This window comes from uncultured Altibacter sp. (genome assembly GCF_963972995.1).
GTDB lineage: Bacteria > Bacteroidota > Bacteroidia > Flavobacteriales > Flavobacteriaceae > Altibacter.
In genome coordinates this window covers 1-23,760 of sequence record NZ_CAXAXI010000028.1, presented here as the reverse complement: position 1 = coordinate 23,760, position 23,760 = coordinate 1, and the positions used below count along the sequence as shown (strand labels likewise).

Here is a 23,760-nt window from a genome sequence, read left to right as displayed (position 1 = left end):
TTAGATTCCTAATTCTTTTTTTACATCCGGAAGTAAGTCATATCCGTCTGCCAAGATCACACCGTTTCCGGTAGCAGAATCCAATACATATTGATATCCTTTAGCTCTGGCAACTTTTTGGATCGCTGCACGTGCTTTCTCCAAAAGTGGCTGGAAGATATCGATCTCTTTTTGCTGCAAGTCTTTCAAAGCTTGTTGTCTGTAAGATCCAATGTTGTTCTGCATTCCTTGTACTTCTTGTACGCGTTTTGCATTCTCCTCGTCGGTTTTGCTTTCAGCTTCCCCTTCGTACAATTTGATCTTAGTGTCAAGTTCTTTCGCCATGGCTTTGATCTCTGTATCGTAGGTCTTTTGAAGCTTTTCAAGCTGACTTTGTGCTGCTTTCATTTCTGGCATGATCTCTACCAAAGCCTGAGTATCGATATGAGCCACTTTAGACTGTGCATTCACAAAACTTGTAGCTCCTATAAAAAGTACTACTGCAACTGCAAATAATTTAAATTTCTTCATTGTAATTGTATTAAAAATTAAGTGTTATAACTATTAGGGTTTATACTATTTTTGAATATTATCGTCCGCCACCGTCACCGTCCTCTTCACCATCTCCGGCTCCCGGGGGATTATTTCTATTTTGTCTTGCTTCTAAGATTGAGTCTTGGCGTCTTTTACGCTCATCCAACAAACGTTGTCTTCTCGTTTCAAATTCTAATTTCTTCGCTTCACGAATCGAATCACGTACACGCTTACGCTCTTCCATGATCTTTTCACGTTCGTCTTTTTTAGCTTCAATAGCTTCTTCACGCTCGGTCACAGCTGCATCTTCTTCCATGGAAAGATCGTCCCGTGCTTCAATTTCTCGCTTTTCTTTCTTATTAACAGCTTCGGTTCGTTTGGCAGCTCTGTTAATGCTTCGTAATACCTGATCGCTAATGTCATTTCGCTCTGCTGCAAAAAGCATTACCACATCGGCAGATTTATCAAAGATGAAATCGAATTTCTTAGCTTCAGCAATTTCCTGAACAATATTGAAAACCTGATCTTGTATAGGCTGTACCAATTGGCGACGTTGTATCATTAGGTCTCCGTTCGGCCCGAAGCGATCCTGTTGATATTTCAACATCTCGTCCTCCTCGATCTTAATCTCTTCTTCTCTTTCTTCGACCAATTCCTTTGTAAGCAAAACACGTTCGTTACTTAAATTAAGCTTCATTTGGTCTATAGCCTTTTGCTTCTTCTCAATATCCTGTTTCCATCGTTGTACCTTTCCTTCTAATTGCGTGGAAGCTTCGGTGTATTCAGGAACATTTTCCAAGATATATTCCATATCAATATATCCAATACGAACACCTCTCTGTGCTTGAGCAGTAAAGCTTATGCATAACATGACAAGTGCGAAAAAAAGTAACTGTTTCGTTTTCATAATTGCTGGTTGTTGTTTAAGAAAATATCGTGCCAAAGTTAAAATTGTTGTCCAATGATAAAATGTGTTTCCCATCCGTTTTTCTCGTTTCCACCAAGAATAGGATCGAATCCATATCCAAAATCTATCCCCAATAATCCAAATGCAGGCATAAATATACGTAATCCTACGCCAGCAGAACGCTTAATACTGAACGGATTATAGTTTCTAAACCCATCGTAAGAGGCTCCCCCTTCTACGAAACCAAGCACATATATGGATGCGAGCTGTTTTAAAGTAACGGGATACCTTACTTCTAACGAAAATTTATTGAAAATGGTATTTCCGTCTGTATCGGATAGTGATTGATTCGGATATCCACGCAACTGGATGACTTCTCGACCGTCCAAACTAAAAGCACCAAGCCCATCTCCTCCTACAAAGAATCGTTCGAAAGGAGGAACGCCTCGATCACCATTGTAGGCTCCTAAGAACCCAAATTCGGTGGCAGTACGAACGACCAAATCTCCGGTTAGCTTAGTGTACCACGTCCCCCTGAATTTCACCTTATAATATTCCAAAAATTTGAAACGCTCTTGGTCGATCTCTGCAATACGCGCTCTTGCATCTACAAAATCCACATCGGTAGAAGGAACTGCGTTAAGCACTCTCCGCTCGTCGGACAAGGCATCGTAATCCACTCCATTAAAAGCGGAATAAGGAGGGGTTAGTTTTGCAGTAATGCTAAACTCAGATCCGGATTTTGGATAAATTGGGTTTGTAGCGGTATTGTTTCGGCTTAACCCTATGGTGTATGCTAAGTTGTTTGAGAATCCATCACCAAAGGTAAAGAGCCCGGTATTGTAGTTTTTAAGGTTATAGTGCTGAAAACTCACGGCTTGAGACAGTGTGAAGTAATCGTCCGGCCACTGCAATCGTTTTGCAATACCCACAGAACCTCCTGTAATTAAGAAGCGTCGATCTCTGTCTGCCTCACGATTTACAAAATCGTAAAAGTACTGTACGGTATGTGAGAAGGAGGTACTCAATTGTACGGGTTTCTTTCCACCCAACCAAGGCTCGACCAAGGAAAGACTATAAGTTTGGTAGAAACTACTCGCCTGTGCCCTAAGAGAAAGCTTTTGTCCGTCCCCCATAGGGAGCGGTTTATAGGCTTCCCCATTAAAAATGTTTCGAAGTGAGAAGTTGTTGAATGAAAGCCCCAATGTTCCTACGAAGCCCCCACCGCCATATCCTCCTTGAAGCTCGATCTGGCTGGCCCCTTTTTCAACTACCGAATATTCCATATCCAAGGTTCCGTTGTTTGGATCCACATTCTTGAAATTAGGCCCGATCTGTTCAGGATCGAAATAGCCTAATTGTCCTAGTTCACGTATAGTTCGTACCACATTTCGCTTGCTATAGATTTGACCGGGTCGGGTTCGTAGTTCACGATAGATAACGTGGTCATTGGTTTTATCATTCCCCACAACAGTTACATGGTCGAAATACGCTAACTTCCCTTCTATAATTCGAATTTCGAAATCTATCGTATCGTTACGCACTGCGACTTCAACAGGATTGATACGCGAAAACAAGTACCCATTATTTTGATAGAGGTTGGTTAGATCGTTTGCTTCAGGATTTGTGGCATCTTCTATTCGCTCTTGGAGTAAAACCCCATTATAGGTCTCACCTTTCTTTATACCTAATACCTGTCGCAAAATATTGTCGGTATAGACGCTATTACCTATAAAGCGAATATCACCGAAATAATATTTTTTACCTTCTTCAATATCGAGATTCAAGGCTATGGTCTTGTCATCTTTTACAATAAGCGTATCATCAAGAATACGAGCATCGCGATAGCCATTGGATTTGTATTTTGTAATTATGGCTTCCTTATCTTCCTCAAAGCCTTCTTCACTAAATTTCGATCGCTTGTAAAAACGCAACAAATTCTTGCGTTTTACATTCTTCATGGCAGCACGCAATTTTTTGTCGGATAACTCTTCGTTACCGTCAAATGTTATGGATGCAACTTTAACCCGTTCTCCCTTATCAACTCGAATGAGCATGTTCTTACCGTCCTCTGCGCCGGTAGAGTCGATGTTAGGGGTTGTAGAGATGACTACTTGAGTGTTTAGATATCCGTCTTTTTTAAACCGGTTGACAATGTTGTTCTTGGTAGTGGTAAGTAAATTTTTTGTGATCTTGGTTCCGGGCTTTAGATCATTATCCTTTAAGATCTCTTTTGTCTTTCCTTTTCGAAGGCCTTCTATGGTTGCTTCGTTCAATTTAGGAAGTTCTACAATATACAGTTCAAGATCCACAAGATCGCCTTCCAACTTCGTTACGTAAAATGCAATGTCGCTGAACAGGTTCTGTTCCCAAAGTTTCTTAGTGACAGAACTTAACTTTTCTCCGGGAATAAATAATCGATCGCCTTCTTTTAGACCTGTAAAAGCAATTACGGTTTGTTCGTTGAAACTTTGTTCGCCCGTAACTTCAATTTTATTAATGGTATACTTTCTACCACTGTCCAACTCTTTTTGTTGGGCCGTAAGATTAAAAACCGAAAGTATTGTAAATACGCAAATACAATAACACTTTTTGTAACTAAATAATCGTGGACTCTTACGTAAGCTGTTCACTTGTTTTTCCAAATCTTCGTTCTCTGTTTTGATAATTTATGATTGCTTCAAAAAGATGGTTTTTTGTGTAATCGGGCCAAAGTGTTTCGGTAAAATACAATTCGGCATAAGCGATTTGCCATAATAGGAAATTACTGATACGCTGCTCACCGCTAGTGCGTATCAATAAATCCACGTCTGGTAAATTTCGCGTGTAAAGATGATTATTAATTACCGCTTCATCAATATTCGACGGCGAAATTAGGTTATTTTTAACTTTAAGGCTAATCTCTTTAATAGTTTTTGTAATTTCTTCTCTGGAACCGTAACTCAACGCCAAAGTAAGGGTCATTTTGGTGTTCTTTTCGGTCTTCTTTATCACATCTAGCAATTCTTTGTGGGCTTTTTTAGGCAGGGCCTCTAAGTTCCCTATTGCGTTCAATTTAATATCGTTGTCCTGAAGCGTCTTGATTTCTTTTTTCAAGGACGAAACCAACAACTTCATTAGGAGTTCTACCTCCATTTTTGGACGATTCCAGTTCTCTGTAGAAAATGCGTATAGCGTTAAATAAGGAATACCAATTTCTCCACAGCCTTCTACAATTTCACGAACGGCCTTGGAGCCTTTTTCATGACCAACCGTACGGAACAATCCCTTTTGTTTTGCCCAGCGACCATTGCCGTCCATGATCACTGCCAAGTGACGGGGTAACTTGCTCTTGTCGATTTGATCTTGTAGTTTCATTTCATCTTAAAAATTACAATAGCATGGTTTACGTCCAAACGTAAACGTTAAGGTCATGCCTGTAAAAACGTACCAGTCATCGCTGTTGGTGTTCCCAAATGTAAGGTTTTCTTCGTCGGCCAACCCTTTAATGGGGTTGCTTCCGTCCAGATCATCGGTAAAGGTGTAACGCGCTCCTATTTCAAAACCCAGAACCATTTTAGTACCCAGTGTGGTCTTAAAGCCTACCACCATTGGAATTGCGACTGTTCCTGCCGTATCGTATTTAACGATAACATCATCATTGCGCTTGTACAACGCATTGTACCCAAAATAGGTAAGCCCTGTATACAAATAGGGTGTAGAGACGGGTTTTCCGCTATACATGTTAAAATCCCAAAAGGTATATTCAATACCCAAAGAGGCTTCTGTGATGGTGTTTTCAAAAGAATAGCCGCGTTGCTGACGTCTGGTTTCGTTAGATTCTGCATCATCTCCCTTAATATTAGCTACCAAAATAGAAGCTCGAAATGCGTGTCTGGCACTGCGATTCCATTTAAAAATACCCCCAAATGCAAACGAATTTGGATTTATATAATTGGTCTTACCCACATCACCTATATAGTTTGACCCACCTAGCATTCCTCCTACCTCGTAGGTTTGCGAATGGCCTATAAATGTGGCGATCATAAAAAAAATGAGGGCTGCGAAATACTTCATATACCTTAAAAGTTTGCAAATATAGTAATAAACTTTGGGTCACCGCATTCGAAGCGGATTTGTCTCTGTTGATAAACAAATTTTAAGGTATTTTATTGTTTAGTTGCGTTTGTCTTCTCCCCACAATAATTTCTTCCGAAGTGTTTTTATAAAACTTTCTTCATTAAGCTCAACCATTTTTATAGTGAAGGGTGCCCTTTTAATGATCATGGTAGTTTCATTCTCTAAAGTAGCGATACGAGAATCTAATGAAACAAGATACGACTTTTCCCTTCCTGAAACTTTCAGCGAAATAATCGTATCATCCGAAACGACCAAGGGACGTGCGTTGAGGTTATGCGGAGCGATAGGGGTGATCACTAAGCTATTGGTGCTTGGCTCTATGACGGGACCTCCGCAACTTAAGGAATATCCCGTGGAGCCGGTGGGCGTTGCGACAATAAGACCGTCACTCCAATAAGAAGTTAGGTACTTATCATTGATGTACGTCTCCACCTTGATCATGGAGGTTGTATTCTTTCGGTTTACTGCCACTTCATTGAGGGCAAAGTTCAACGGCATGATCTCCTCGTTGTGGGGATCGGTGGTAATAGTGAGTAAACTTCGTTCTGATAGGGTATACTTTCCGTCCAAAATTAAGCTAATGCTGTCTGTGATTTCTTCCTTCTGAAGTGTTGCCAAGAACCCAAGACGTCCGGTGTTGATCCCAACGATGGGAATACCGAGATCCCCTATATAGGTAACCGATTTTAAGATGGTTCCATCACCCCCAATGCTAAAAAAAAGATCGTACGAAGCATCTAGTGAAGTAAAGGTCTCAAATCCCGAAAAGTTCTTGGTAATGTCTTGATGTTCATTAATAATATCTAGAAAATTAGATTCGATTACAATGGTTACCTGCTTTTTTTGCAATGCATCCAAGATCAACTGGATGTAGGTCTCAGAGTTTTTATGATAGAATTGACCGTAAATACCTATTTTCATATCATTACATGTTTAGGTATTTATTAAGGTAATCCGATCGTTCTTTTAGATCTTCGAGAAAAGCATCCTCGTCATGACTGGAAACCACTTCATAATTGTATCTTCGAAAGGTCTGGACAATGGAATTCATTCCTGTATGTCCAATTTTAATGGTAACCTGTACCATTTCGTTCTCCATTTTTGATACAAATGCACCTAAGATTTTTGTGTCGTTGGATTCCACGATCTGGCAGATCTCACTAAACGAATAATCTCGTATGCCCTTTTCTACTACTATTATGCCTCCGGCTTCATTTAAAAAAGGCGTGTCATTAAACAGATTGAGGATATCTCCTAGCTCGTAATACCCTAAATATTCATTGTTCTTTCCTAATACAGGCATAATATTGCTGTTATGCAAGGCAAACGCTTCCAGAATATCCAACCAATTGGTATTGTCACGAACGTAGAATCCCTCAACTGCATAAGCATATTCATGTATAGATTTTGTGCCGTCAAAACAGTGGGCGTCGGTTTCACTTAAGCACCCCAAATACGTGCCGTCACGCGCTACCGGAATATGGGTATATGTAAGCTGATTGAAGGCAAGCTGAACCTCCTTAATTTCTGAAGTAATGGAAAAAGGCTGAATATCGTTAATAATGTAATTTCGTGTGTCCAATGGCAAATTTTTATGCAAATTACTTAAAATATAGACGCAAAACCGAGCCTCAACTTTGTATTTTTGTGTGATCAAAGCTGAAACATGACGAAATTAAGTGTAAACATTAATAAAATTGCCACCCTTCGCAACTCCCGTGGAGGGAATGTGCCTAATGTGATTCAGGTGGCTAAGGATGTGCAGAAATTTGGCGCACAAGGGGTTACCATCCATCCAAGGCCAGACGAGCGGCACATTCGGTATCAAGATGCTTACGACCTGAAACCTGTGGTCACTACCGAATACAACATTGAGGGAAATCCTATCGATTCATTTTTGGAAATGGTATTGGAGATCCAACCCACACAAGTCACCCTTGTACCCGATGCGGTGGATGCTATTACGTCCAATGCGGGGTGGGATACTATTACGCATAAAGACTTTCTTGTCGAGATCATTTCAGAATGTAAAAGAAACAATATCCGGACCTCCATTTTTGTAGATCCGGAATTAAAAATGGTAGAAGGGGCTTTTCATACAGGCACCGATCGTATCGAATTGTACACCGAAGAATTTGCGAAACAATATGCACTTGGAAATAAACAAGCGGTCCGCCCCTACGTGGATTGTGCCGTTTTAGCGCATCAATTAGGGATAGGTGTAAATGCCGGGCATGACCTGTCATTGGATAATATTCGGTATTTTAAAGAACAAGTGCCACATCTTCTAGAGGTTTCCATTGGGCATGCGTTAATTTGTGAAGCGCTCTACGAGGGGCTGGAAAGTGTAATTGCGACATACCTTCAAAAATTAAGGTAAATGGGGTTATATTCACACATAGTAGGCACAGGAACTCCCTTGGTGATTTTACACGGTTTTTTAGGCAGTGGTGACAATTGGAAGACATTAGGTACTCAATTTTCAGAAGCTGGCTTTGAAGTACATCTCGTGGACCAGCGCAATCATGGTCGTAGTTTTCATGACCCTGCATTCTCCTACGAGCTTATGGCCAAAGACCTCAAACAATACTGCGAGGAACACCAGCTTGATGAGATCATCTTATTGGGACATTCCATGGGAGGGAAGACTGCGATGCATTTTGCAACCGCCTATCCCGAAAAAGTGCGAAAGTTGATTGTGGCAGACATCGCTCCCAAAGCCTATCCGCAACACCATCAGGATATTTTAAAAGCATTGAGCAGTTTGGATTTTTCTGAAATTAAGTCGCGAGGAGAAGCAGAGGACGTGCTTTCAGTATATATAAAAGATGCAGGAACACGGCAGTTCTTATTGAAGAATCTCTATTGGAAGGAGAAAGGACAATTGGCGTTGCGTATGAATTTGCCTGTCCTTACAAAAGAGATTGACGAAGTTGGAAAAGCTTTGGAGGAATCGGCAATCTTTTCTAAGGACACGCTATTCTTAAAGGGCGAGAATTCTGGTTATATCGAACAACTTGACGAAATTGAAATAAAGAAACATTTTCCGAAGGCCGTTATTGAGAGTGTAAAAAACGCAGGACATTGGCTGCACGCCGAAAATCCTTCGGAATTTTATAAAAAAGTGATAGATTTTTTATAACATTGCAATGAGAGTTTTATTATGTATGCATAATATTCTATAAAAGCCCGTTAATATTGCGTAATTTTAAAACCATCCATAAAACCAAAACTTTAATCTAACTTAAATATTATGAAGAAAGTAGTACTACTTGCTGTTTTTGTACTAGGAACAGCAATAACGTATGCCGGAGGATACCGTGTGAGTTTGCAGGGACAAAAATCCTTGGCTATGGGACATACAGGTGTCGCTGTTATCAATAGCAGTGAACTTGTGTTTTTCAACCCTGCAGGGTTGGTCCACCTAGAGAACAAATTGAATATTTCTGCCGGGGTAAGCGGCGTGTTCTCGAATGTAGCTTATCAGAACGAAATGACCGGTGAATCTGCTGTGACCGACAGTCCAACAGGAACTCCGCTTTATTTATATGCATCCTATCAGGCCAATGATTGGTTGGCTTTTGGTATAGGAGTGTATACCCCTTTTGGAAGTACCGTATCGTATGAAGATGATTGGGCAGGATCGCACTTGGTAAACAACATCGACTTGCAGGCGATCTTTATTCAGCCAACCATTTCATTCAAGATAGGGGATTACCTAAGTATTGGTGGAGGTCCTATTTATGTAACCGGTTCGGTGAACTTTAACCGTAACCTGAACAGAACGCTTACTGATTTGGACGGAAACAGAGCCGAGGTGACCATTGATGCTTCGGGAATTAGCAACTGGGGATGGACCGCAGGAGCTATGTTCAAACTAAGCGAAGACCTAACCTTGGGGGCAAACTACCGTTCTCAAATAAAACTGAATGCCGAAGGCGGTGAAGCAGATTTCGAGAACATACCTAACTCGCCACTAACTCCGTTTCAAGACACTACCTTCGATGCTACCTTGCCATTGCCTGCAGAAATGACAGTAGGAATCTCCTACGAGTTTTGTGATAAGTGGTTGTTTGCATTCGATTTTAACAGAGCTTTTTGGGATGTATACGAGTCGTTGGACATTGATTTTGCGAATGAAAATGTTCCGGATTCTCGCAACCTAAGAAATTACAAGAATGCGTCAACCTATCGTTTCGGACTTCAATACGAGGCTACCGATATGTTCACTTTGCGTGCAGGGTACTATTTTGATGAGTCACCGGTACGTGAAGGGTACTTTGCTCCCGAAACACCACGTAACGATAGCAACGGGTATACTGCCGGACTTACGTTTAACGTAGGTGACAGCTTCCAAGTAGATGCTTCTTTCTTGTACCTTCATTTCAAAGAAGTGGATGCTTCATACGACTTCTATTTTGAAAATGGACAGGCAGCTCCCTTTAGCGGGCGCTATAAATCCAATGCGTTTATTCCGGGATTGGGTGTAACGTATAAAATGTAATTGAAAAAATTCAGAAAAGATGAAAAACACACTAAAAATATGTATTGGCTTACTTGCTATCGGGTTTGTAAGCTGTGAGCCAGAGTTCGATACTCCGGTTGATTCAGAAGGATTTTACAGTAGCGGTAGCGCGAATCTTTCAAACTATGTAGCAGTAGGAAACTCTTTAACTGCGGGGTACGCAGATGGAGCGCTGTATATTACAGGACAGGAGAATTCGTATCCAAATATCATGGCCCAGCAATTTGCGTTAGCCGGTGGGGGTGATTTTACTCAGCCGCTTATGTCAGATAATTTGGGTGGACTATTGTTAAGCGGAAACCAAATTCAGCCAAATCGCTTGGTGCTGTCCGTTGACGCAAATGGAAACCCGGGACCTGTAGTTTTGGACGGAACTCCCACTACAGAGGTAACCACGAGTGCCACAGGACCATTTAACAATATGGGGGTGCCTGGAGCGAAGAGTTTTCATTTGAATGCCCAAGGGTATGGAAACCCTGCAGGGATAGCATCGGGAGCTGCCAACCCGTATTATGCACGTTTTGCCACTAGCGCAAATGCAAGCGTGATAGGTGATGCGGCATCGCTCAACCCAACATTCTTTACGCTTTGGATAGGAAATAACGATATCTTGAGTTATGCTACCTCCGGAGGTTCGGGAATAGACCAAACAGGAAATCTTGATCCTACTACCTATGGCAGTCAAGATATTACAGACCCTAATGTATTTGCTGCTTCCTATAGTGCACAAGTAGATGCATTAATGGCTTCAAGCACAGGAGGCGTATTGGTCAATATTCCGGATGTAACATCTATTCCTTATTTTACCACTGTTCCTGTGCGGGCCATTCCTTTGGATGCCGCCACTGCCGGAGCTGTAAATGCACAATTTGGCTTGTATAATACTGCAGTACTTCCCGGATTGGTTGGTGCCGGAGTAATCACTGCTGAAGAAGCGGCATTGCGACAAATAAACTTTGTAGCGGGAGTAAACTATCCTATCATCATGGATGATGACCTTACCGATATAAGTGGAATTTTACAAGGACCACCTTTTAACCTAGACCCTGCTACCGCAGGATTGTTAGGTCAATTACGCCAAGCAAACGACAACGACCTGGTTGTACTTCCTGCATCTTCTGTGTTGGGAACTACACCCGATCCTAACAATCCTTTAGGCGTAATAGGCGTATCCATCCCACTGGGAGATCAATTTGTATTAACTGCAGTGGAGCAAGGACGTGTTTCTGCGGCTTCTACCGCGTACAATGCTGTTATCGAAGGGCTGGCAAATGCAAATGATCTGGCTTTTGTAGATGCCAGAGCTGCCCTTGCGCAAGTAGCGGCAACCGGAGTTGCTTACGATGCAGGTGTCCTAACATCCACCTATGTAACAGGAGGCGCCTTTTCTTTGGACGGAGTGCACCCTACTCCAAGAGGGTACGCTTATACAGCCAATTTGATGATCAACGCGATCAATAGAAAGTATGGAGCGACCATTCCTCAAGTGAACATAGGAAACTATGGAACAGTAACGGTAACAAATAATTAAGTGTACCACATAAGATTTGTTAAAACCACCCAAATTTAGGGTGGTTTTTTTATCTTTATAAAAAAGGAATCATGAAATTTATACTACGACTTTTACTAACGGCGGTAGCTGTGGTTATATTGGCTTATGTGTTACCAGGTGTGGCAGTAGATGGTTTTATCTCTGCCATAATTGTCGCCGTAGTATTGGCGCTTTTGCGATTTATCGTCAAACCTATATTGGTGATTCTTACCCTTCCCGTCACGATCTTAACCCTTGGTCTTTTCCTTTTAATTATCAATGCACTTATTATATTGATGGCCGATTATTTTGTAGCTGGTTTCGCCGTGTCTTCTATATGGTGGGCGCTCTTGTTCAGTCTGCTTCTCTCATTCTTACAGTCTATCTTATTCTCAATGCTCGATGCGGAAAAATAAGCTGCTGTTTTACAGTCGTTAAAAGCTTGTTGCATTTCATTAAATATCGTACTTTTGCACCCGCCTTCAAAAGAAGGATGCAAGAGACGTTATACGGAACATATTTTCAGAAAAATGAATATTACAAAAAAAGAGATTGATAGCCTAAATGCGGTAGTAACCGTAGAAATAGCGAAAGAGGATTATTCGGCAAAAGTCCACAAAGTGTTGGATAACTATCGAAAGAATGCCAATATTCCGGGATTTAGAAAAGGACACGTTCCTATGGGTATGGTAAAAAAACAATACGGTACTGCTGTCTTGGTGGAAGAAGTGAACAAGATCCTTCAAGATTCTTTGCATAAATTCCTTACGGAAGAGAAACTCGACGTGTTAGGTAATCCGCTTCCTAAGAATGAGGCTGAGATCGATTGGACCTCCGACGATTTTACCTTTCAATTTGACCTAGGTCTTGCTCCGGAATTTGATGTTGATGTAACTAAAAAAGCTATTACTAGCTATAAGGTGATTGCAGACGAGGCATTTTTGAACAACCAAGTAAAAACTATTCGTAAACAATACGGAAAATTGGTCTCGAAAGATACTGTTGCTAAAGGAGACGAAATTACAGGGTCTTTTAAAAATGCTGAAAAAGGCATCGACAAAAGAATAACGTTGGAATTGGATCATATCGCAGGGAAAACACAGGCAAAAGCGTTGTTGGGAGCTAAAGTTGGTGATGAGGTGGTATTGAAGACTAAGGGGATGTTCGCAGACGACCATGACAATCAGAAATATTTTGGGGTATCACACGACGAGGCTCATGGTCTTGACGTTGAGGTTTCTTTTAATATAGAAGAAATTAACACCCGCGAGCTGGGAGAACTCAATCAAGAGCTGTTCGATAAGTTATTTGGTGAAGGGGTCGTCACTTCGGAAAAGGAATTAAAACAGAAGATAAAGGAGGATGCCGAAAAACAATTTGAGCAACAAAGTGATCAAAAATTATTGAATGATGTCGTAGAGTCACTTATCGAGCATACCAAGTTCGATCTACCGGATCAATTCTTACAGCGCTGGATCCAAGTTTCAGGAGAAAAGCCAATGACCGAAGAGGCGGCGAAAGCTGAATATGAGCGAAGTGAAAAAGGATTACGTTACCAATTGATCGAAGGAAAATTACGCGCTGAACACAATCTTCAAGTAACGTTTGATGAGTTAAAGGACTATGCAAAGAACATGATTAAAGCTCAAATGGCTCAGTTTGGACAAACAAACCCTTCAGAAGAAGAATTAGACAACATCGCGGCGCGAATTCTTTCAAATGAAGAAGAGGTAAAACGAATGAGCGAGCAATTGAATACCAATAAGTTACTTCAGTTCTTTAAGGAAAATGCAAAACTGAAGACCAAGGAAGTGACCTATGATGCGTTCATTAAAGAAGCATACGAGTAATTCAACGAGAAAATAGTTATATTTAGGCGTTGAATGGAATCATTCAACGCTTTTTTATTTCAGAAAAAGAAAAAGTATTTATGAACTACGGAAAAGAATTCGAAAAATTTGCCATAAAAGATCAAGGTATCAACAGTATGTATTACGACAAGATCGTGAGCAGCATGATGCCGGTAGGTCTAACACCTAATATCATTGAGGAACGTCAAATGAATGCTGTTGCAATGGACGTTTTTTCACGCTTAATGATGGACCGCATTATCTTCTTGGGAACAGGAATCAATGATCAAGTGGCCAATATTGTACAAGCACAATTATTATTTTTAGAAAGCACCGATGCTTCTAAGGACATTCAAATATATATTAACTCTCCCGGTGGTAGTGTGTACGCAGGATTGGGTATCTACGATACCATGCAGTTCATTAAACCCGATGTAGCTACCATTTGTACAGGCATGGCGGCCTCTATGGCAGCTGTACTGCTGTGTGCGGGAGAAAAAGGCAAACGCAGCGGTCTTACACATTCACGTGTCATGATCCACCAGCCCATGGGCGGAGCCCAAGGACAGGCAAGCGATATTGAAATCACTGCCAAGGAGATCATCGCTCTTAAAAAGGAATTGTATAATATCATTGCAAAACATACCGGACAGACCTACGAAAAGGTCTATGGAGACAGTGACCGGGATTATTGGATGAAAGCCGATAAGGCCTTGGAATATGGTATGATCGATGAAATTCTCTCTAGGGGATAATTTCAGTTTAAGAACAAGAAATAATAAATATGTCGAAAGAAGATCTAGAATGTTCGTTTTGTGGCAGGAAAAAGGCCGAAACCAATCTGTTAATTGCAGGATTGGATGCCCATATATGCGATCGCTGTATTGAGCAGGCACACGGTATTGTGGTTGAGGAAGCGTTACATTCTACTAATAGTGAGCTTAGTAAAGAGTTGATGCTTAAAAAGCCGAAACTCATCAAGGAATTTTTAGATGATTATGTTATTGGGCAGGAACACACGAAGAAAGTAATGTCTGTTGCAGTTTACAATCATTACAAACGATTGTTGCAGCCAAAGACCGATGATGATATTGAAATTCAAAAAAGTAATATTATAATAGTAGGCCAGACCGGGACCGGAAAGACACTTGTGGCGAAAACCATTGCTCGAATGCTGAACGTTCCTTTAGCAATTGTTGATGCTACCGTTCTTACCGAAGCGGGTTATGTGGGTGAAGATGTAGAAAGTATCTTAACGCGATTGCTTCAGGCAGCCGATTACAACGTAGAGAAAGCACAAAACGGGATTGTGTTTATCGATGAGATCGATAAAATAGCCCGAAAAAGTGATAATCCTTCCATCACGCGCGATGTAAGTGGAGAAGGAGTGCAGCAAGCACTCTTAAAATTACTGGAAGGAACCACCGTGAATGTTCCTCCCAAAGGAGGCAGGAAGCATCCCGACCAGAAATTTATTGAAGTGGATACCGAGAACATCCTGTTCATCGCAGGGGGTGCGTTCGACGGTATTGAGCGTCATATTTCCAAACGTTTGAACATGCAAGCGGTAGGTTTTAGTGCTTCCAAAAAGGAAGATTTCCTGCAGCGAGACAATATGCTGCGATATATTATCCCGAAGGACTTGAAGGATTTCGGCTTGATCCCGGAGATCATAGGGCGTCTTCCTGTATTGACCTATATGGATCCTTTGGATAAAGGGACTTTACGAGCGATTCTAACAGAACCTAAAAATGCCATCATCAAACAATATAAGAAGTTGTTTGAAATGGATGGGATTGATTTTGTAATCACTCAGGAAGCACTTGATTTTATTGTGGAGCAAGCTATTGAATACAAATTGGGAGCGCGAGGTCTGCGCTCTTTGTGCGAAGCGGTTCTCACCGATGCTATGTACGAACTACCCAGCACCGATGATAAAACCCTGAATGTCACCAAGGAATATGCACAGGAAAAATTAAGTAAATCAACAATAAAGAAACTAAAAGCTGTTTCGTAACGTTGACCTGATAAACCAAAAAAGCCTCTACTAAAAATAGAGGCTTTTTTTTTTTTTGGATCCCAAAAACTAAGGAATCACAATCACTGTCTTATGTTTGGTGTTCAATATTTTTTGTTGCATCAATTCCGCTTTGTCCTTTAGCGTATAGCCCGCAACCTCCATACTGTCCTTGCGCAACCCTTGTGTTGTTCCACAGGAAGAAATAACGCCACAAAACAATACGATACAACTTATGTAAATAATTCTTTTCATTAGCCCCAACTATGAAATTTTTATGGGTCAAACCTACGAAGTAAGAAAAGGACTACCAAAACTTTTAGTTGAATGCACGAGAAATTCGTTGAAGTGCATTTTTGTACCGTATAAAAAAGGAAATCTATTTTGATACAAGATGTATTATGGCGTAAGATACCTATACGGCACTGGATGTGCCCCTAAGTTGATTCAAGGACAACAACTCTTCTACGTATACCCGTGAATTTGATAAGCGCGGTACTTTGTGTTGGCCCCCTAACTTGTTTTTTTGTTTCAGCCAGTCGTAAAAGAGCCGTTCCCTGGCGCAGTGTATGGTTGGCTCCTTCAAAGTGGTATTGTTGAATCGTTTTGCTTCATAATCACTATTTACCTCTTGTAAGGATTGATCCAGAAGTCTTGAGAAATTAGTGAAATCAGATGGCGGAGTCTTAAACTCGATGATCCATTCGTGTGCTCCTTTTTCTTTTCCATTCATAAAGATAGGGGCTACTGTATAATCAACGATCTCGGTATTGGTGAGAAGTGTGGTCTTTCGAAGTGCCGCCTCGGCATTTTCAATGATCAATTCTTCTCCGAAAGCATTGATATGGTGCTTGGTGCGTCCTGTTACTTTTATTCTGAACGGATTGGTGCTGGTAAAACGTACGGTATCTCCAATCTTGTATCGCCAGAGACCTGCATTGGTGGTAATCACTATAGCATAATTTACCCCTTCTTCTACTTCACTAAGCGGAATGATTCGCTCTTCGGGAGAACCGTAGGAATCCATGGGAATAAATTCGTAGAAGATACCGTAATCGAGCATGAGCAGTAATTCTTTGTTGGCATTCCGGTCCTGAATAGCGAAGAACCCTTCCGAAGCATTATAGATCTCATAATATCGAAAGGAATCCTTAGGCAATAATTTATTGTATTGTTCAATATAGGGGTCGAAACTTACGCCGCCATGAAAATAGACCTCTAAATTTGGCCATACTTCAAAAAGATTGGCTTTTCCGGTGGTTTCCATGACATTGTTCAACAAAACCAACATCCAAGAAGGAACACCCGCCAAGCTGGTTACATTCTCATGGATGGTCTCATTCACAATAGCCTGCATTTTGACTTCCCAATCACTCATCAAGGAAACATCGTTGCTTGGAGTACTGCTAAATTCTGCCCAAAATGGCATATTATCGATTAGAATGGCAGAAAGATCCCCAAACACGGTACCATTTTCTTCGTAGAGCTCTTTGCTTCCGCCCAGTCGTAAACTCTTTCCTAAGAATAGTTGGGATTGTGGATTGTTATTGAGATACATGCATAGTAGATCCTTACTTGCTGCATAGTGACAGTTTTCAAGGGAATCACTGCTCACGGGAATGAACTTACTTTTTGCGTTTGTGGTACCACTGGACTTTGCGAACCATTTTATGGGCGTAGGCCAAAAAATATTACTTTCTCCCTTTCGAGCACGTTGTATAAGCGGCTCATTCTCTTCGTATGTGGTTACCGGTATTCTACTGGCAAACTCACGATACGTACGGATACTGTCAAAATCATATTTAGTACCAATTTCAGTATATTTCGCTTTCTGAAGTAAAGCAAACAATAGCTCATTCTGTACATCGATAGGGTATTTCAAAAAGAGCTCGATTTGATGAAATCGCTTCTTCAAAAACCAGGATGCAATAGAATTTACTATGGGTATTGGCATATATTTGGCCTATCTTTATGCAATAAAAATAACAATTTTCCTCCAATGAACTACGAAGGTGTCTTAACAAAAATGCAGACTGAAAATGGTTCTCCCATTCAGTATTATCTAGTTTTTGAGAATGATTTCCTAAATGTCAATCAGTTACTCGACAAAACAATTTCTATTAATTTTTTGAGATACCAATGTCTAAATTGTGAATTGGAAAAAAAAATATTCCGACAAGGGTTTTGTTACGACTGTTTTTACGCGATCCCGCAAGCCGCAGATTGGGTGATGCGCCCCGAATTGAGTACAGCACATCTGGACAAGGAGGATCGTGATCTGGCCTATGAAAGGAAAGTGCAATTACAGCCCCACGTGGTCTACTTGGCCAACAGCAGCTCTGTAAAAGTGGGAGTGACACGAAAAAGTCAGATACCTACTCGGTGGATTGATCAAGGGGCACATGAGGCTATCGAGATCGTTGAGGTTCCAAATCGGTATTTGGCAGGGATCACCGAAGTGGCGTTAAAAGATCATATATCCGACAAGACCAATTGGCGTACGATGCTTAAGAACGAAGTTACAGACGAGGATCTGGTAGCATGGCGTAATAAACTACGACCCTTCATTCCTGCCGAAGCCGCCGAATATTTTATTGAAAGCAATACGGAGACGAATTTGGAATTTCCCGTCTTGCAATACCCAACAAAATTAAACAGTCTAAATCTTGAAAAATCACCTTATTTTGAAGGAGTGCTCAAGGGAATCAAAGGGCAATACTTACTATTTGAGGATAACACGGTTTTCAATGTTCGCGGGAGCGAGGGGTATGTTGTGTCTATTGGTGTTCAGTAGGGTTAATTGCTTCCGTTAATAGAATCTTTTTTCTTTTTCCCTCCGCCAAAGATGCCACCCAATATATCCTTAACAACCTGAGTTGTTTCCTGAGTGGTGGTTTTCGGGGTCGTTGTACCTCCCGTTGCTGAAGAATCCTTTGGTGTAGCACCGCCGCCTACGATATCCCTTAAAATGTCAGTTCCTTTATCTTTTAGGTCTTGTTTCTGCTTTTCTATAAGTTTTTGGGTAAGTGTTTTAACGGCTGCTTCGGTGTTTAAAGAGATCTGCGGACTTGTAAACGTACCATTAAGACCTACCGGTACTGCAACGGTAGTAGTTTCGGCATCCTTGGGATCTAATTTGGCCAAGAGTTTGGCTACGTCACCACCTAAATAGCGTGCAGGAACATCTAAGGTAAGATCGTAATCGATGGTCTTGTCTAATCCATGGCTTCCTGCCGCGGTCACTTTTATTCCTTTAATATCGAAATCAAAAGGTTTTACTTGGATCTTTCCGTTATTGAATGTAAGGGCTGTGCTTAGATCGCGCAGACTTAACCGGTCCAGGTTCAGAAAGGATATTTTTTCTCCCAGCTTTGACAGTAGCGGTGCTTGTTGCGGATTCACTTCGGCAGTAATGATTTGAGCAAACGCATCCCCTACCAAGCTTGTAAGTACAGGCGTAAGGTTACTGTTTAAATTTCCGTTAAGCTTAATATTGGTGTTTAAATCACCCTCAAGGGCGCGAGCGATGGGCGCAAAGAATTCCAACATTTTTAATTGGCCAAACGATTGCGCAATATCGATCTTGTTGAGATCAAGGTTCATCGCAAAGGTGGGTGTGGTACCTTTGGTGGACACATTTCCGGACAATGCGATGTTCCCTCCAAAGAGCGAGGTAGTCACGTTGTTAATAGTTGCCGTTTCCTCCTGTATCCGCAAGGTCCCTTTGGCATTATCGAGGGTAAGGTTGTCGTAGATTAATTTTGTTGCTGAAAAGTCCAAGGTAGCATCGAGAAAGTCGGGTATCTTAATGGTCTCCTTCGTTGTGGTTGCTTCGGAAGCTTTTGTAGCGCCTTCTGAAGCGGTGGTTTCGGCACTCATAAAATCGTTTAAATTGAAAGTGTTGGACCGAAGGTTGAAACGTCCTTTCAAGTCTTGCTTAGACATAAGGAAAGGGATCAGGTTTTGTATCGTCCCGGACGCCTGAATGTCTGTTTCTCCCGAAGTGGCCGAAAGCCCTTTTAGCTGAATATTGCCTGGAGTGAACGCCAAATTTGCATTGGTGATCTTAATGGGATTCTTAAATCCACTGTCGGTATAGGCAAAATTAGTAAGGCTGGCGGTTCCTTGGCTCTTTATGTTTTGGTACTGTTCGTTCTCCACAGAATTCATGTCGAAATTTGTGGTCACGTCTGCTTTAAAGATGCCACTAAGCTCTTGTTCCATCTCCACAGGAAGTACCTTTTCAATATTTGCAAGGTTTAAGGTTCCCTTTAAGGCAAGATTGACAAGCGCATTTTCTGTCAAGTTCCGAATGCTTCCGTTGGCAGTGAAAAGTTCATCGTCAATTCTAAAGCTTAGTCCGCCAATAGTGAGATAGGTGTCCTTGAGAAGCCCGGTATCGTTCTGAAGTCGGGCATCTATAGAAATATTCTGTACCGCTTTAGGCAGGTCGGGATATTTAAAGGAAGCGTTGTCGCTGGCGATCTTAATATCCATCTTCGGGATAAAGGTGTCGTCTACAACTCCTTTCAGCATCCCATCCACAGTAAAATTACCGGTGGTGGTCACGCCGTCAAGCTCTTTGACATAGGTCTTGGGAATTACAGCCAGAAAATTCTTGAAATCGGAGGAAGGGGTCTTAAAAGTAAGATCGATTTCATTGTTCGTTTCGTTCACTTGTACAAATCCGTTGAAAGTAAGCGGTAACGCATTAATGCGCGCTTCATTTTCCAAGAAGGTATATTTTTGATTCTCGAGATCCATCTGGAAGACGGCATCCAAAGCAACCTCGTTCGCACTTAAATATTCAATGTCTTCGATCTGCAAGGATACCAAAGCAGTCGTCTCGGTGTCCAATTCCGATTGGGCCAATGAGAAGTCCCCTGTTCCTGTATGGTTCACATTCGTAAGTCTGATAAAGGTTTTTGTCTTTTCATCCAAATAGTTGATGCGAGCATCCTTCAGTTCATAGCGTTTCAGGTCGAAGATAAAGCCATTGTTGGCTTCAGAATCATCGGTAAGGGGTGCATCAGATTTTATAGCAATGTCGTAGTTGGTCTGTCCCGTAGAATCGACCCGAATGTTGACGAATGCATTTTCAAAATACAGCGCATCCACGATAATAGGATCGTCACCACTTTTAAAAAGCTGAGTGATTCCCATATTCAGTTTGAGCAGTTCACCACTGGCTAGGGTGTCGCCTGCAAACGGAGCTCGGTTCACCACACTAAAATCCTTTATGGTGAGCGCTGCGTCCGGGAAGCTTCGGAAAAGGCTCAAATCGAAATCTCCCCACGCCACATCGGCGTTAAGATTGTTATCAATGGTCTTTTTTACCAATTTTTCCATAGTGCTTTCAAAGAATAGGGGTGAGAGCGCCAATAACAGGAGTACAATCCCTAAAAATATTCCTATGATCTTTAAAACCTTTTTCATATAAATTAATACTAATTTTTATTATTCAATCTCTTGTAATTCTTCTCCTTCTTTTAATCTGAATCGCTTTCTGAACACATACACGGCAGCATAGAGTAACGGAGTGTCCAGTGCCGCAACGATCACCTTGAACAGGAAGCCGCTCAATAAAAGGGCACCAAAAAGAGCCCAATCAATTTTTCCGAAACTACACAGGAGGAAAAGAACAGTGAATGTATCTACAAACTGCGACAGGAAGGTCGAAAAGTTATTCCGAAGCCATAAGTGTTTTCCCTTGGTAAGGCGTTTCCAAAAATGGAAGATGGAAATGTCAATGTATTGAGCCATCAAATAGGCCATCATCGAGGCGAAGACGGCAACGGCCGTAGCGCCAAAGACGCGATCGAACAACGTGTCGTCAATAGGGCTCCACGAAGTTGCAGGGACGATGCTTGCCACATACACGATCAACAAAGAAAAGAACGAAGCAAAAATTCCTGCAGTCACCACTTGATTGGCCTTCTTTTTTCCATACACTTCACTAATAATATCGGTAATAAGAAATGTCACGGGATAAGGAAGTATGCCTACAGAAATTTCAAACGTGTACCAACCAAAGAGCTCCCAATAAAAGAATTTTTGAAAAATTAGATTGGATACGACCAACGAAGCAATAAATAGGGCACCCAATATCAAATAAATACGCTGTGCTGTTAAGCGATCCTTAACCGTGAGTACTGCCACTTATTATTCCTTTACTCACAAATATAATGGTCAGTCTTTTTCTTTTCCTTAATTTCGTCTTAAATGTTAACATTTCAATATCTATAACGCGTTGCAGCACATTTATCTTTCTTTGGGGAGCAATCTTGGAAATCGTTTTGACTATTTACAACAAGCAGTGGACGCTATTTTTGTGGAGGTAGGGACCGTTTTGAAGATCTCTTCTGTATACGAAACACCCGCTTTGGGATTCGATGGAGAGGCTTTCTTGAACTGTGTGGTCCTTATTCAATCCGGCATGTCCCCTGCTAAAGTGATGGAAGCAGTCCTGGCAATAGAAAAGAGGATGGGAAGGGAACGATCTCCCGGGGATCGATACCATTCCCGGCCTATCGATATTGATATATTGTTTGTCGATGACCTAGTAGTAAGAAACAAGAAATTGACCATTCCGCATCCCGAGATGGCAAACAGGAAATTTGTATTACAACCCTTGGCAGAACTTAATTCGAAATTGAAGCATCCCGTTCTTCAAAAAAATGTGATCAAACTATTGGCTGAAACGCCGGATAAAAGTGTGATCACCAAGCAATCAAAATGGCTTACACATCCAAAAAAGGAGTACGATCTGTCACAATTCAATTACATAGCCATCGAGGGAAATATCGGAGCCGGTAAGACTAGTTTGGCTACCCAGATCGCGTCCGATTTTAATGCGAAGCTCATTCTAGAGCGTTTTAAGGACAATCCCTTTTTGCCCAAATTCTACAAGGATCAACATCGGTATGCATTCCCCTTGGAAATGTCCTTCTTAGCAGATCGCTATCAGCAATTATTGGAAGACATCAAACAAATAGATTTATTTCAAGATTGTGTAGTTGCCGATTATGATGCCTACAAATCGCTCATTTTTGCCAAAGTGACCCTACAGGAAGAAGAATTTGAGTTGTATAAAAAACTTTTTCATCTTATGCATAAGGAATTGCCCAAGCCCGATGTGTATGTCTACCTGTATCAAAATACCGAACGCCTGTTAGAGAATATCAAGAAACGCGGCAGAAGATATGAGCAAAGTATTGAAGCATCCTATCTTCAAAAAATAAACGAAGGCTATTTGGATTTTATTAAAACCCAGCACAGCGATACGATCAAGATCATTGATATTTCCAACTTAGATTTTATCAAAAACCGAAAGGACTACCTTGCCATCCTTAAGGCAATCGTATCGTAGTTACAGCCGTTTCATCTTGCTGAAGAAATCCCAGAGAACCACGCCCACACTTACTGAAATGTTAAGCGAATGCTTTGTCCCGTATTGCGGGATCTCAATAACCGTATCGCTGGCGGTCACAACTTTTTGTTGGACTCCCTTAACTTCATTCCCAAAGATCACCGCATAGGTTAGTGCTTTTTGAAGAGAAAAATCGTGCAAGGAAACAGCCGCTTCTGCTTGTTCAATTGACGCGACAAGTACACCCCTTTTTTGCAAACGCTCGACGACTTCCAACGTGTGCTCTACATATTCCCAAGGGACACTCTCCGTGGCTCCCAACGCGGTTTTTTGGATATCCTTGTGCGGGGGTTGTGCGGTAATCCCGCACAGATAGATCTTTTCGATCAAAAAAGCATCGGCGGTGCGAAACACGGCGCCAATATTGTTAAGGCTGCGCACATTATCCAGAATAACAATAAGCGGTGTTTTTTCTGCCGATTTAAAAGCTTCGGCATCAATTCTATCCAGTTCGCTGTTCTTAAGTTTTCTGTGTTTCATCGTTTCAAAAGTAAATTTTTCAGTAGAAAAAACAGGTTTTTTATTTTTAAAATATATTCTGAAAATGGTGGGCCGTTGTTGATAAATGGCGATAAATGGTGTTACTTCGTTTCAAGAATCCAAAGGATATTTTTTATTTTTATCGTTCAAATATCAAGGACATACCTTGTCGCTCGAATTTTCCAATCCATGTCGAAAAAAGTAACCCCTTTAATGAAGCAATACAACACCATCAAGGCGAAGTATCCTGATGCGCTGTTATTGTTTCGTGTGGGTGATTTCTACGAAACATTTGGTGAGGATGCCGTTCGAGCTGCAGGCATCTTGAATATCACCTTGACCGCACGTAATAATGGGGGTGATGATGTAGCCTTGGCGGGATTTCCCCA

23 protein-coding genes are annotated in these 23,760 nt (G+C 41.4%); 11 read left to right on the top strand and 12 right to left on the bottom strand.

Going from position 1 to position 23,760, the window contains the following annotated elements; genetic code table 11:
* From AACZ11_RS10950 to AACZ11_RS10920, 7 genes are all read right to left on the bottom strand, one after another.
* Positions 1 to 510, bottom strand: coding sequence for an OmpH family outer membrane protein (locus AACZ11_RS10950; protein ID WP_034259571.1), 510 nt, complete (start codon positions 508 to 510; stop codon positions 1 to 3).
* A gap of 58 nt (positions 511 to 568) precedes the next feature.
* The gene (locus tag AACZ11_RS10945) at positions 569 to 1,420 is read right to left on the bottom strand and encodes an OmpH family outer membrane protein (RefSeq protein ID WP_290625877.1); all 852 of its coding nucleotides are present in this window, start codon (positions 1,418 to 1,420) and stop codon (positions 569 to 571) included.
* A 38-nt stretch (positions 1,421 to 1,458) separates the two neighbouring features.
* Positions 1,459 to 4,065 carry an outer membrane protein assembly factor BamA gene (bamA, locus tag AACZ11_RS10940; RefSeq protein WP_290625878.1) on the bottom strand — a complete coding sequence of 869 codons (2,607 nt, stop codon included), beginning with the start codon at positions 4,063 to 4,065 and terminating at the stop codon, positions 1,459 to 1,461.
* Entirely contained in the window at positions 4,037 to 4,777 is a 741-nt protein-coding gene (locus tag AACZ11_RS10935) for an isoprenyl transferase (protein WP_290625879.1), read from the bottom strand. Before AACZ11_RS10935 ends, bamA begins: the two co-directional genes overlap by 29 nt.
* 6 nt (positions 4,778 to 4,783) lie before the next feature.
* Positions 4,784 to 5,476 (bottom strand): DUF6089 family protein, encoded by a 693-nt coding sequence (locus AACZ11_RS10930; RefSeq protein ID WP_290625880.1) that lies wholly within the window; start codon positions 5,474 to 5,476, stop codon positions 4,784 to 4,786.
* A gap of 99 nt (positions 5,477 to 5,575) precedes the next feature.
* Positions 5,576 to 6,460, bottom strand: coding sequence for an NAD kinase (locus AACZ11_RS10925; protein ID WP_290625881.1), 885 nt, complete (start codon positions 6,458 to 6,460; stop codon positions 5,576 to 5,578).
* Positions 6,461 to 6,464: 4 nt separating this feature from the next.
* The gene (locus AACZ11_RS10920) at positions 6,465 to 7,121 is read right to left on the bottom strand and encodes an acetoin utilization protein acuB (protein WP_290625882.1); all 657 of its coding nucleotides are present in this window, start codon (positions 7,119 to 7,121) and stop codon (positions 6,465 to 6,467) included.
* A gap of 84 nt (positions 7,122 to 7,205) precedes the next feature.
* On the opposite strand from AACZ11_RS10920, the gene AACZ11_RS10915 reads away from it, so the two are divergent.
* The 8 genes from AACZ11_RS10915 (at position 7,206) to clpX (ending at position 15,462) form a co-directional block, all read left to right on the top strand.
* Positions 7,206 to 7,919, top strand: coding sequence for a pyridoxine 5'-phosphate synthase (locus tag AACZ11_RS10915; RefSeq protein WP_290625883.1), 714 nt, complete (start codon positions 7,206 to 7,208; stop codon positions 7,917 to 7,919).
* Positions 7,920 to 8,681 (top strand): alpha/beta fold hydrolase, encoded by a 762-nt coding sequence (locus AACZ11_RS10910; protein WP_290625884.1) that lies wholly within the window; start codon positions 7,920 to 7,922, stop codon positions 8,679 to 8,681. It begins immediately after the preceding gene.
* A gap of 111 nt (positions 8,682 to 8,792) precedes the next feature.
* Positions 8,793 to 10,043: an OmpP1/FadL family transporter gene (locus AACZ11_RS10905; RefSeq protein WP_290625885.1), complete on the top strand. Its 1,251-nt coding sequence runs from the start codon at positions 8,793 to 8,795 to the stop codon at positions 10,041 to 10,043.
* A 19-nt stretch (positions 10,044 to 10,062) separates the two neighbouring features.
* On the top strand, positions 10,063 to 11,595 hold the full coding sequence (locus AACZ11_RS10900) for a G-D-S-L family lipolytic protein (protein WP_290625886.1): 1,533 nt from the start codon (positions 10,063 to 10,065) through the stop codon (positions 11,593 to 11,595).
* 71 nt (positions 11,596 to 11,666) lie between these two features.
* Positions 11,667 to 12,011, top strand: a complete 345-nt coding sequence (locus AACZ11_RS10895; protein ID WP_290625887.1) for a phage holin family protein — start codon at positions 11,667 to 11,669, stop codon at positions 12,009 to 12,011.
* Between the two features lie 114 nt (positions 12,012 to 12,125).
* Positions 12,126 to 13,445: a trigger factor gene (gene tig, locus AACZ11_RS10890; protein WP_290625888.1), complete on the top strand. Its 1,320-nt coding sequence runs from the start codon at positions 12,126 to 12,128 to the stop codon at positions 13,443 to 13,445.
* An 80-nt stretch (positions 13,446 to 13,525) separates the two neighbouring features.
* A complete protein-coding gene (gene clpP, locus AACZ11_RS10885; protein WP_290625889.1) occupies positions 13,526 to 14,200 on the top strand; it encodes an ATP-dependent Clp endopeptidase proteolytic subunit ClpP in 675 nt (224 codons plus the stop codon).
* A gap of 29 nt (positions 14,201 to 14,229) precedes the next feature.
* A complete protein-coding gene (clpX, locus tag AACZ11_RS10880; RefSeq protein WP_290625890.1) occupies positions 14,230 to 15,462 on the top strand; it encodes an ATP-dependent Clp protease ATP-binding subunit ClpX in 1,233 nt (410 codons plus the stop codon).
* A 69-nt stretch (positions 15,463 to 15,531) separates the two neighbouring features.
* On the opposite strand, the gene AACZ11_RS10875 is transcribed toward clpX, so the two are convergent.
* Together AACZ11_RS10875 and AACZ11_RS10870 are read right to left on the bottom strand one after the other, a co-directional pair.
* Positions 15,532 to 15,717 carry a hypothetical protein gene (locus AACZ11_RS10875; RefSeq protein WP_290625891.1) on the bottom strand — a complete coding sequence of 62 codons (186 nt, stop codon included), beginning with the start codon at positions 15,715 to 15,717 and terminating at the stop codon, positions 15,532 to 15,534.
* 160 nt (positions 15,718 to 15,877) lie between these two features.
* Positions 15,878 to 17,416 carry a GH3 auxin-responsive promoter family protein gene (locus AACZ11_RS10870; protein WP_290625892.1) on the bottom strand — a complete coding sequence of 513 codons (1,539 nt, stop codon included), beginning with the start codon at positions 17,414 to 17,416 and terminating at the stop codon, positions 15,878 to 15,880.
* Positions 17,417 to 17,461: 45 nt separating this feature from the next.
* Here AACZ11_RS10870 and AACZ11_RS10865 point away from each other — a divergent pair, with 45 nt between their 5' ends.
* The gene (locus AACZ11_RS10865) at positions 17,462 to 18,256 is read left to right on the top strand and encodes a DUF2797 domain-containing protein (protein WP_290625893.1); all 795 of its coding nucleotides are present in this window, start codon (positions 17,462 to 17,464) and stop codon (positions 18,254 to 18,256) included.
* 2 nt (positions 18,257 to 18,258) lie between these two features.
* Here AACZ11_RS10865 and AACZ11_RS10860 read toward each other — a convergent pair whose 3' ends face one another.
* Complete coding sequence (locus AACZ11_RS10860; RefSeq protein WP_290625894.1) at positions 18,259 to 20,898, bottom strand: AsmA-like C-terminal region-containing protein; 2,640 nt, start codon at positions 20,896 to 20,898, stop codon at positions 18,259 to 18,261.
* Between the two features lie 21 nt (positions 20,899 to 20,919).
* Positions 20,920 to 21,621, bottom strand: coding sequence for a queuosine precursor transporter (locus AACZ11_RS10855; RefSeq protein WP_290625895.1), 702 nt, complete (start codon positions 21,619 to 21,621; stop codon positions 20,920 to 20,922).
* A 91-nt stretch (positions 21,622 to 21,712) separates the two neighbouring features.
* On the opposite strand from AACZ11_RS10855, the gene folK reads away from it, so the two are divergent.
* On the top strand, positions 21,713 to 22,831 hold the full coding sequence (gene folK / locus AACZ11_RS10850) for a 2-amino-4-hydroxy-6-hydroxymethyldihydropteridine diphosphokinase (RefSeq protein ID WP_290625896.1): 1,119 nt from the start codon (positions 21,713 to 21,715) through the stop codon (positions 22,829 to 22,831).
* Here the strand turns inward: folK and AACZ11_RS10845 are convergent, their stop codons facing one another.
* Positions 22,832 to 23,371, bottom strand: coding sequence for an RNA methyltransferase (locus AACZ11_RS10845; protein WP_290625897.1), 540 nt, complete (start codon positions 23,369 to 23,371; stop codon positions 22,832 to 22,834).
* A 189-nt stretch (positions 23,372 to 23,560) separates the two neighbouring features.
* Between AACZ11_RS10845 and AACZ11_RS10840 the strand changes: the two genes are divergently transcribed.
* Positions 23,561 to 23,760: hypothetical protein (locus AACZ11_RS10840; protein WP_290625898.1), on the top strand; the 200-nt coding region annotated here is incomplete at its 3' end.

Excerpts from the sequence above, each read along its gene's own strand:
- clpP (WP_290625889.1), top strand. The coding sequence starts at position 13,526 with ATGAACTACGGAAAAGAATTCGAAAAATTTGCCATAAAAGATCAAGGT.
- AACZ11_RS10910 (WP_290625884.1), top strand. The coding sequence starts at position 7,920 with ATGGGGTTATATTCACACATAGTAGGCACAGGAACTCCCTTGGTGATT.
- AACZ11_RS10930 (WP_290625880.1), bottom strand. The coding sequence starts at position 5,476 with ATGAAGTATTTCGCAGCCCTCATTTTTTTTATGATCGCCACATTTATA.
- AACZ11_RS10900 (WP_290625886.1), top strand. The coding sequence starts at position 10,063 with ATGAAAAACACACTAAAAATATGTATTGGCTTACTTGCTATCGGGTTT.
- AACZ11_RS10870 (WP_290625892.1), bottom strand. The coding sequence starts at position 17,416 with ATGCCAATACCCATAGTAAATTCTATTGCATCCTGGTTTTTGAAGAAG.
- AACZ11_RS10905 (WP_290625885.1), top strand. The coding sequence starts at position 8,793 with ATGAAGAAAGTAGTACTACTTGCTGTTTTTGTACTAGGAACAGCAATA.
- AACZ11_RS10925 (WP_290625881.1), bottom strand. The coding sequence starts at position 6,460 with ATGAAAATAGGTATTTACGGTCAATTCTATCATAAAAACTCTGAGACC.
- AACZ11_RS10935 (WP_290625879.1), bottom strand. The coding sequence starts at position 4,777 with ATGAAACTACAAGATCAAATCGACAAGAGCAAGTTACCCCGTCACTTG.
- clpX (WP_290625890.1), top strand. The coding sequence starts at position 14,230 with ATGTCGAAAGAAGATCTAGAATGTTCGTTTTGTGGCAGGAAAAAGGCC.
- AACZ11_RS10950 (WP_034259571.1), bottom strand. The coding sequence starts at position 510 with ATGAAGAAATTTAAATTATTTGCAGTTGCAGTAGTACTTTTTATAGGA.
- AACZ11_RS10860 (WP_290625894.1), bottom strand. The coding sequence starts at position 20,898 with ATGAAAAAGGTTTTAAAGATCATAGGAATATTTTTAGGGATTGTACTC.
- AACZ11_RS10945 (WP_290625877.1), bottom strand. The coding sequence starts at position 1,420 with ATGAAAACGAAACAGTTACTTTTTTTCGCACTTGTCATGTTATGCATA.
- AACZ11_RS10895 (WP_290625887.1), top strand. The coding sequence starts at position 11,667 with ATGAAATTTATACTACGACTTTTACTAACGGCGGTAGCTGTGGTTATA.
- AACZ11_RS10875 (WP_290625891.1), bottom strand. The coding sequence starts at position 15,717 with ATGAAAAGAATTATTTACATAAGTTGTATCGTATTGTTTTGTGGCGTT.
- AACZ11_RS10915 (WP_290625883.1), top strand. The coding sequence starts at position 7,206 with ATGACGAAATTAAGTGTAAACATTAATAAAATTGCCACCCTTCGCAAC.
- AACZ11_RS10865 (WP_290625893.1), top strand. The coding sequence starts at position 17,462 with ATGAACTACGAAGGTGTCTTAACAAAAATGCAGACTGAAAATGGTTCT.
- tig (WP_290625888.1), top strand. The coding sequence starts at position 12,126 with ATGAATATTACAAAAAAAGAGATTGATAGCCTAAATGCGGTAGTAACC.
- AACZ11_RS10845 (WP_290625897.1), bottom strand. The coding sequence starts at position 23,371 with ATGAAACACAGAAAACTTAAGAACAGCGAACTGGATAGAATTGATGCC.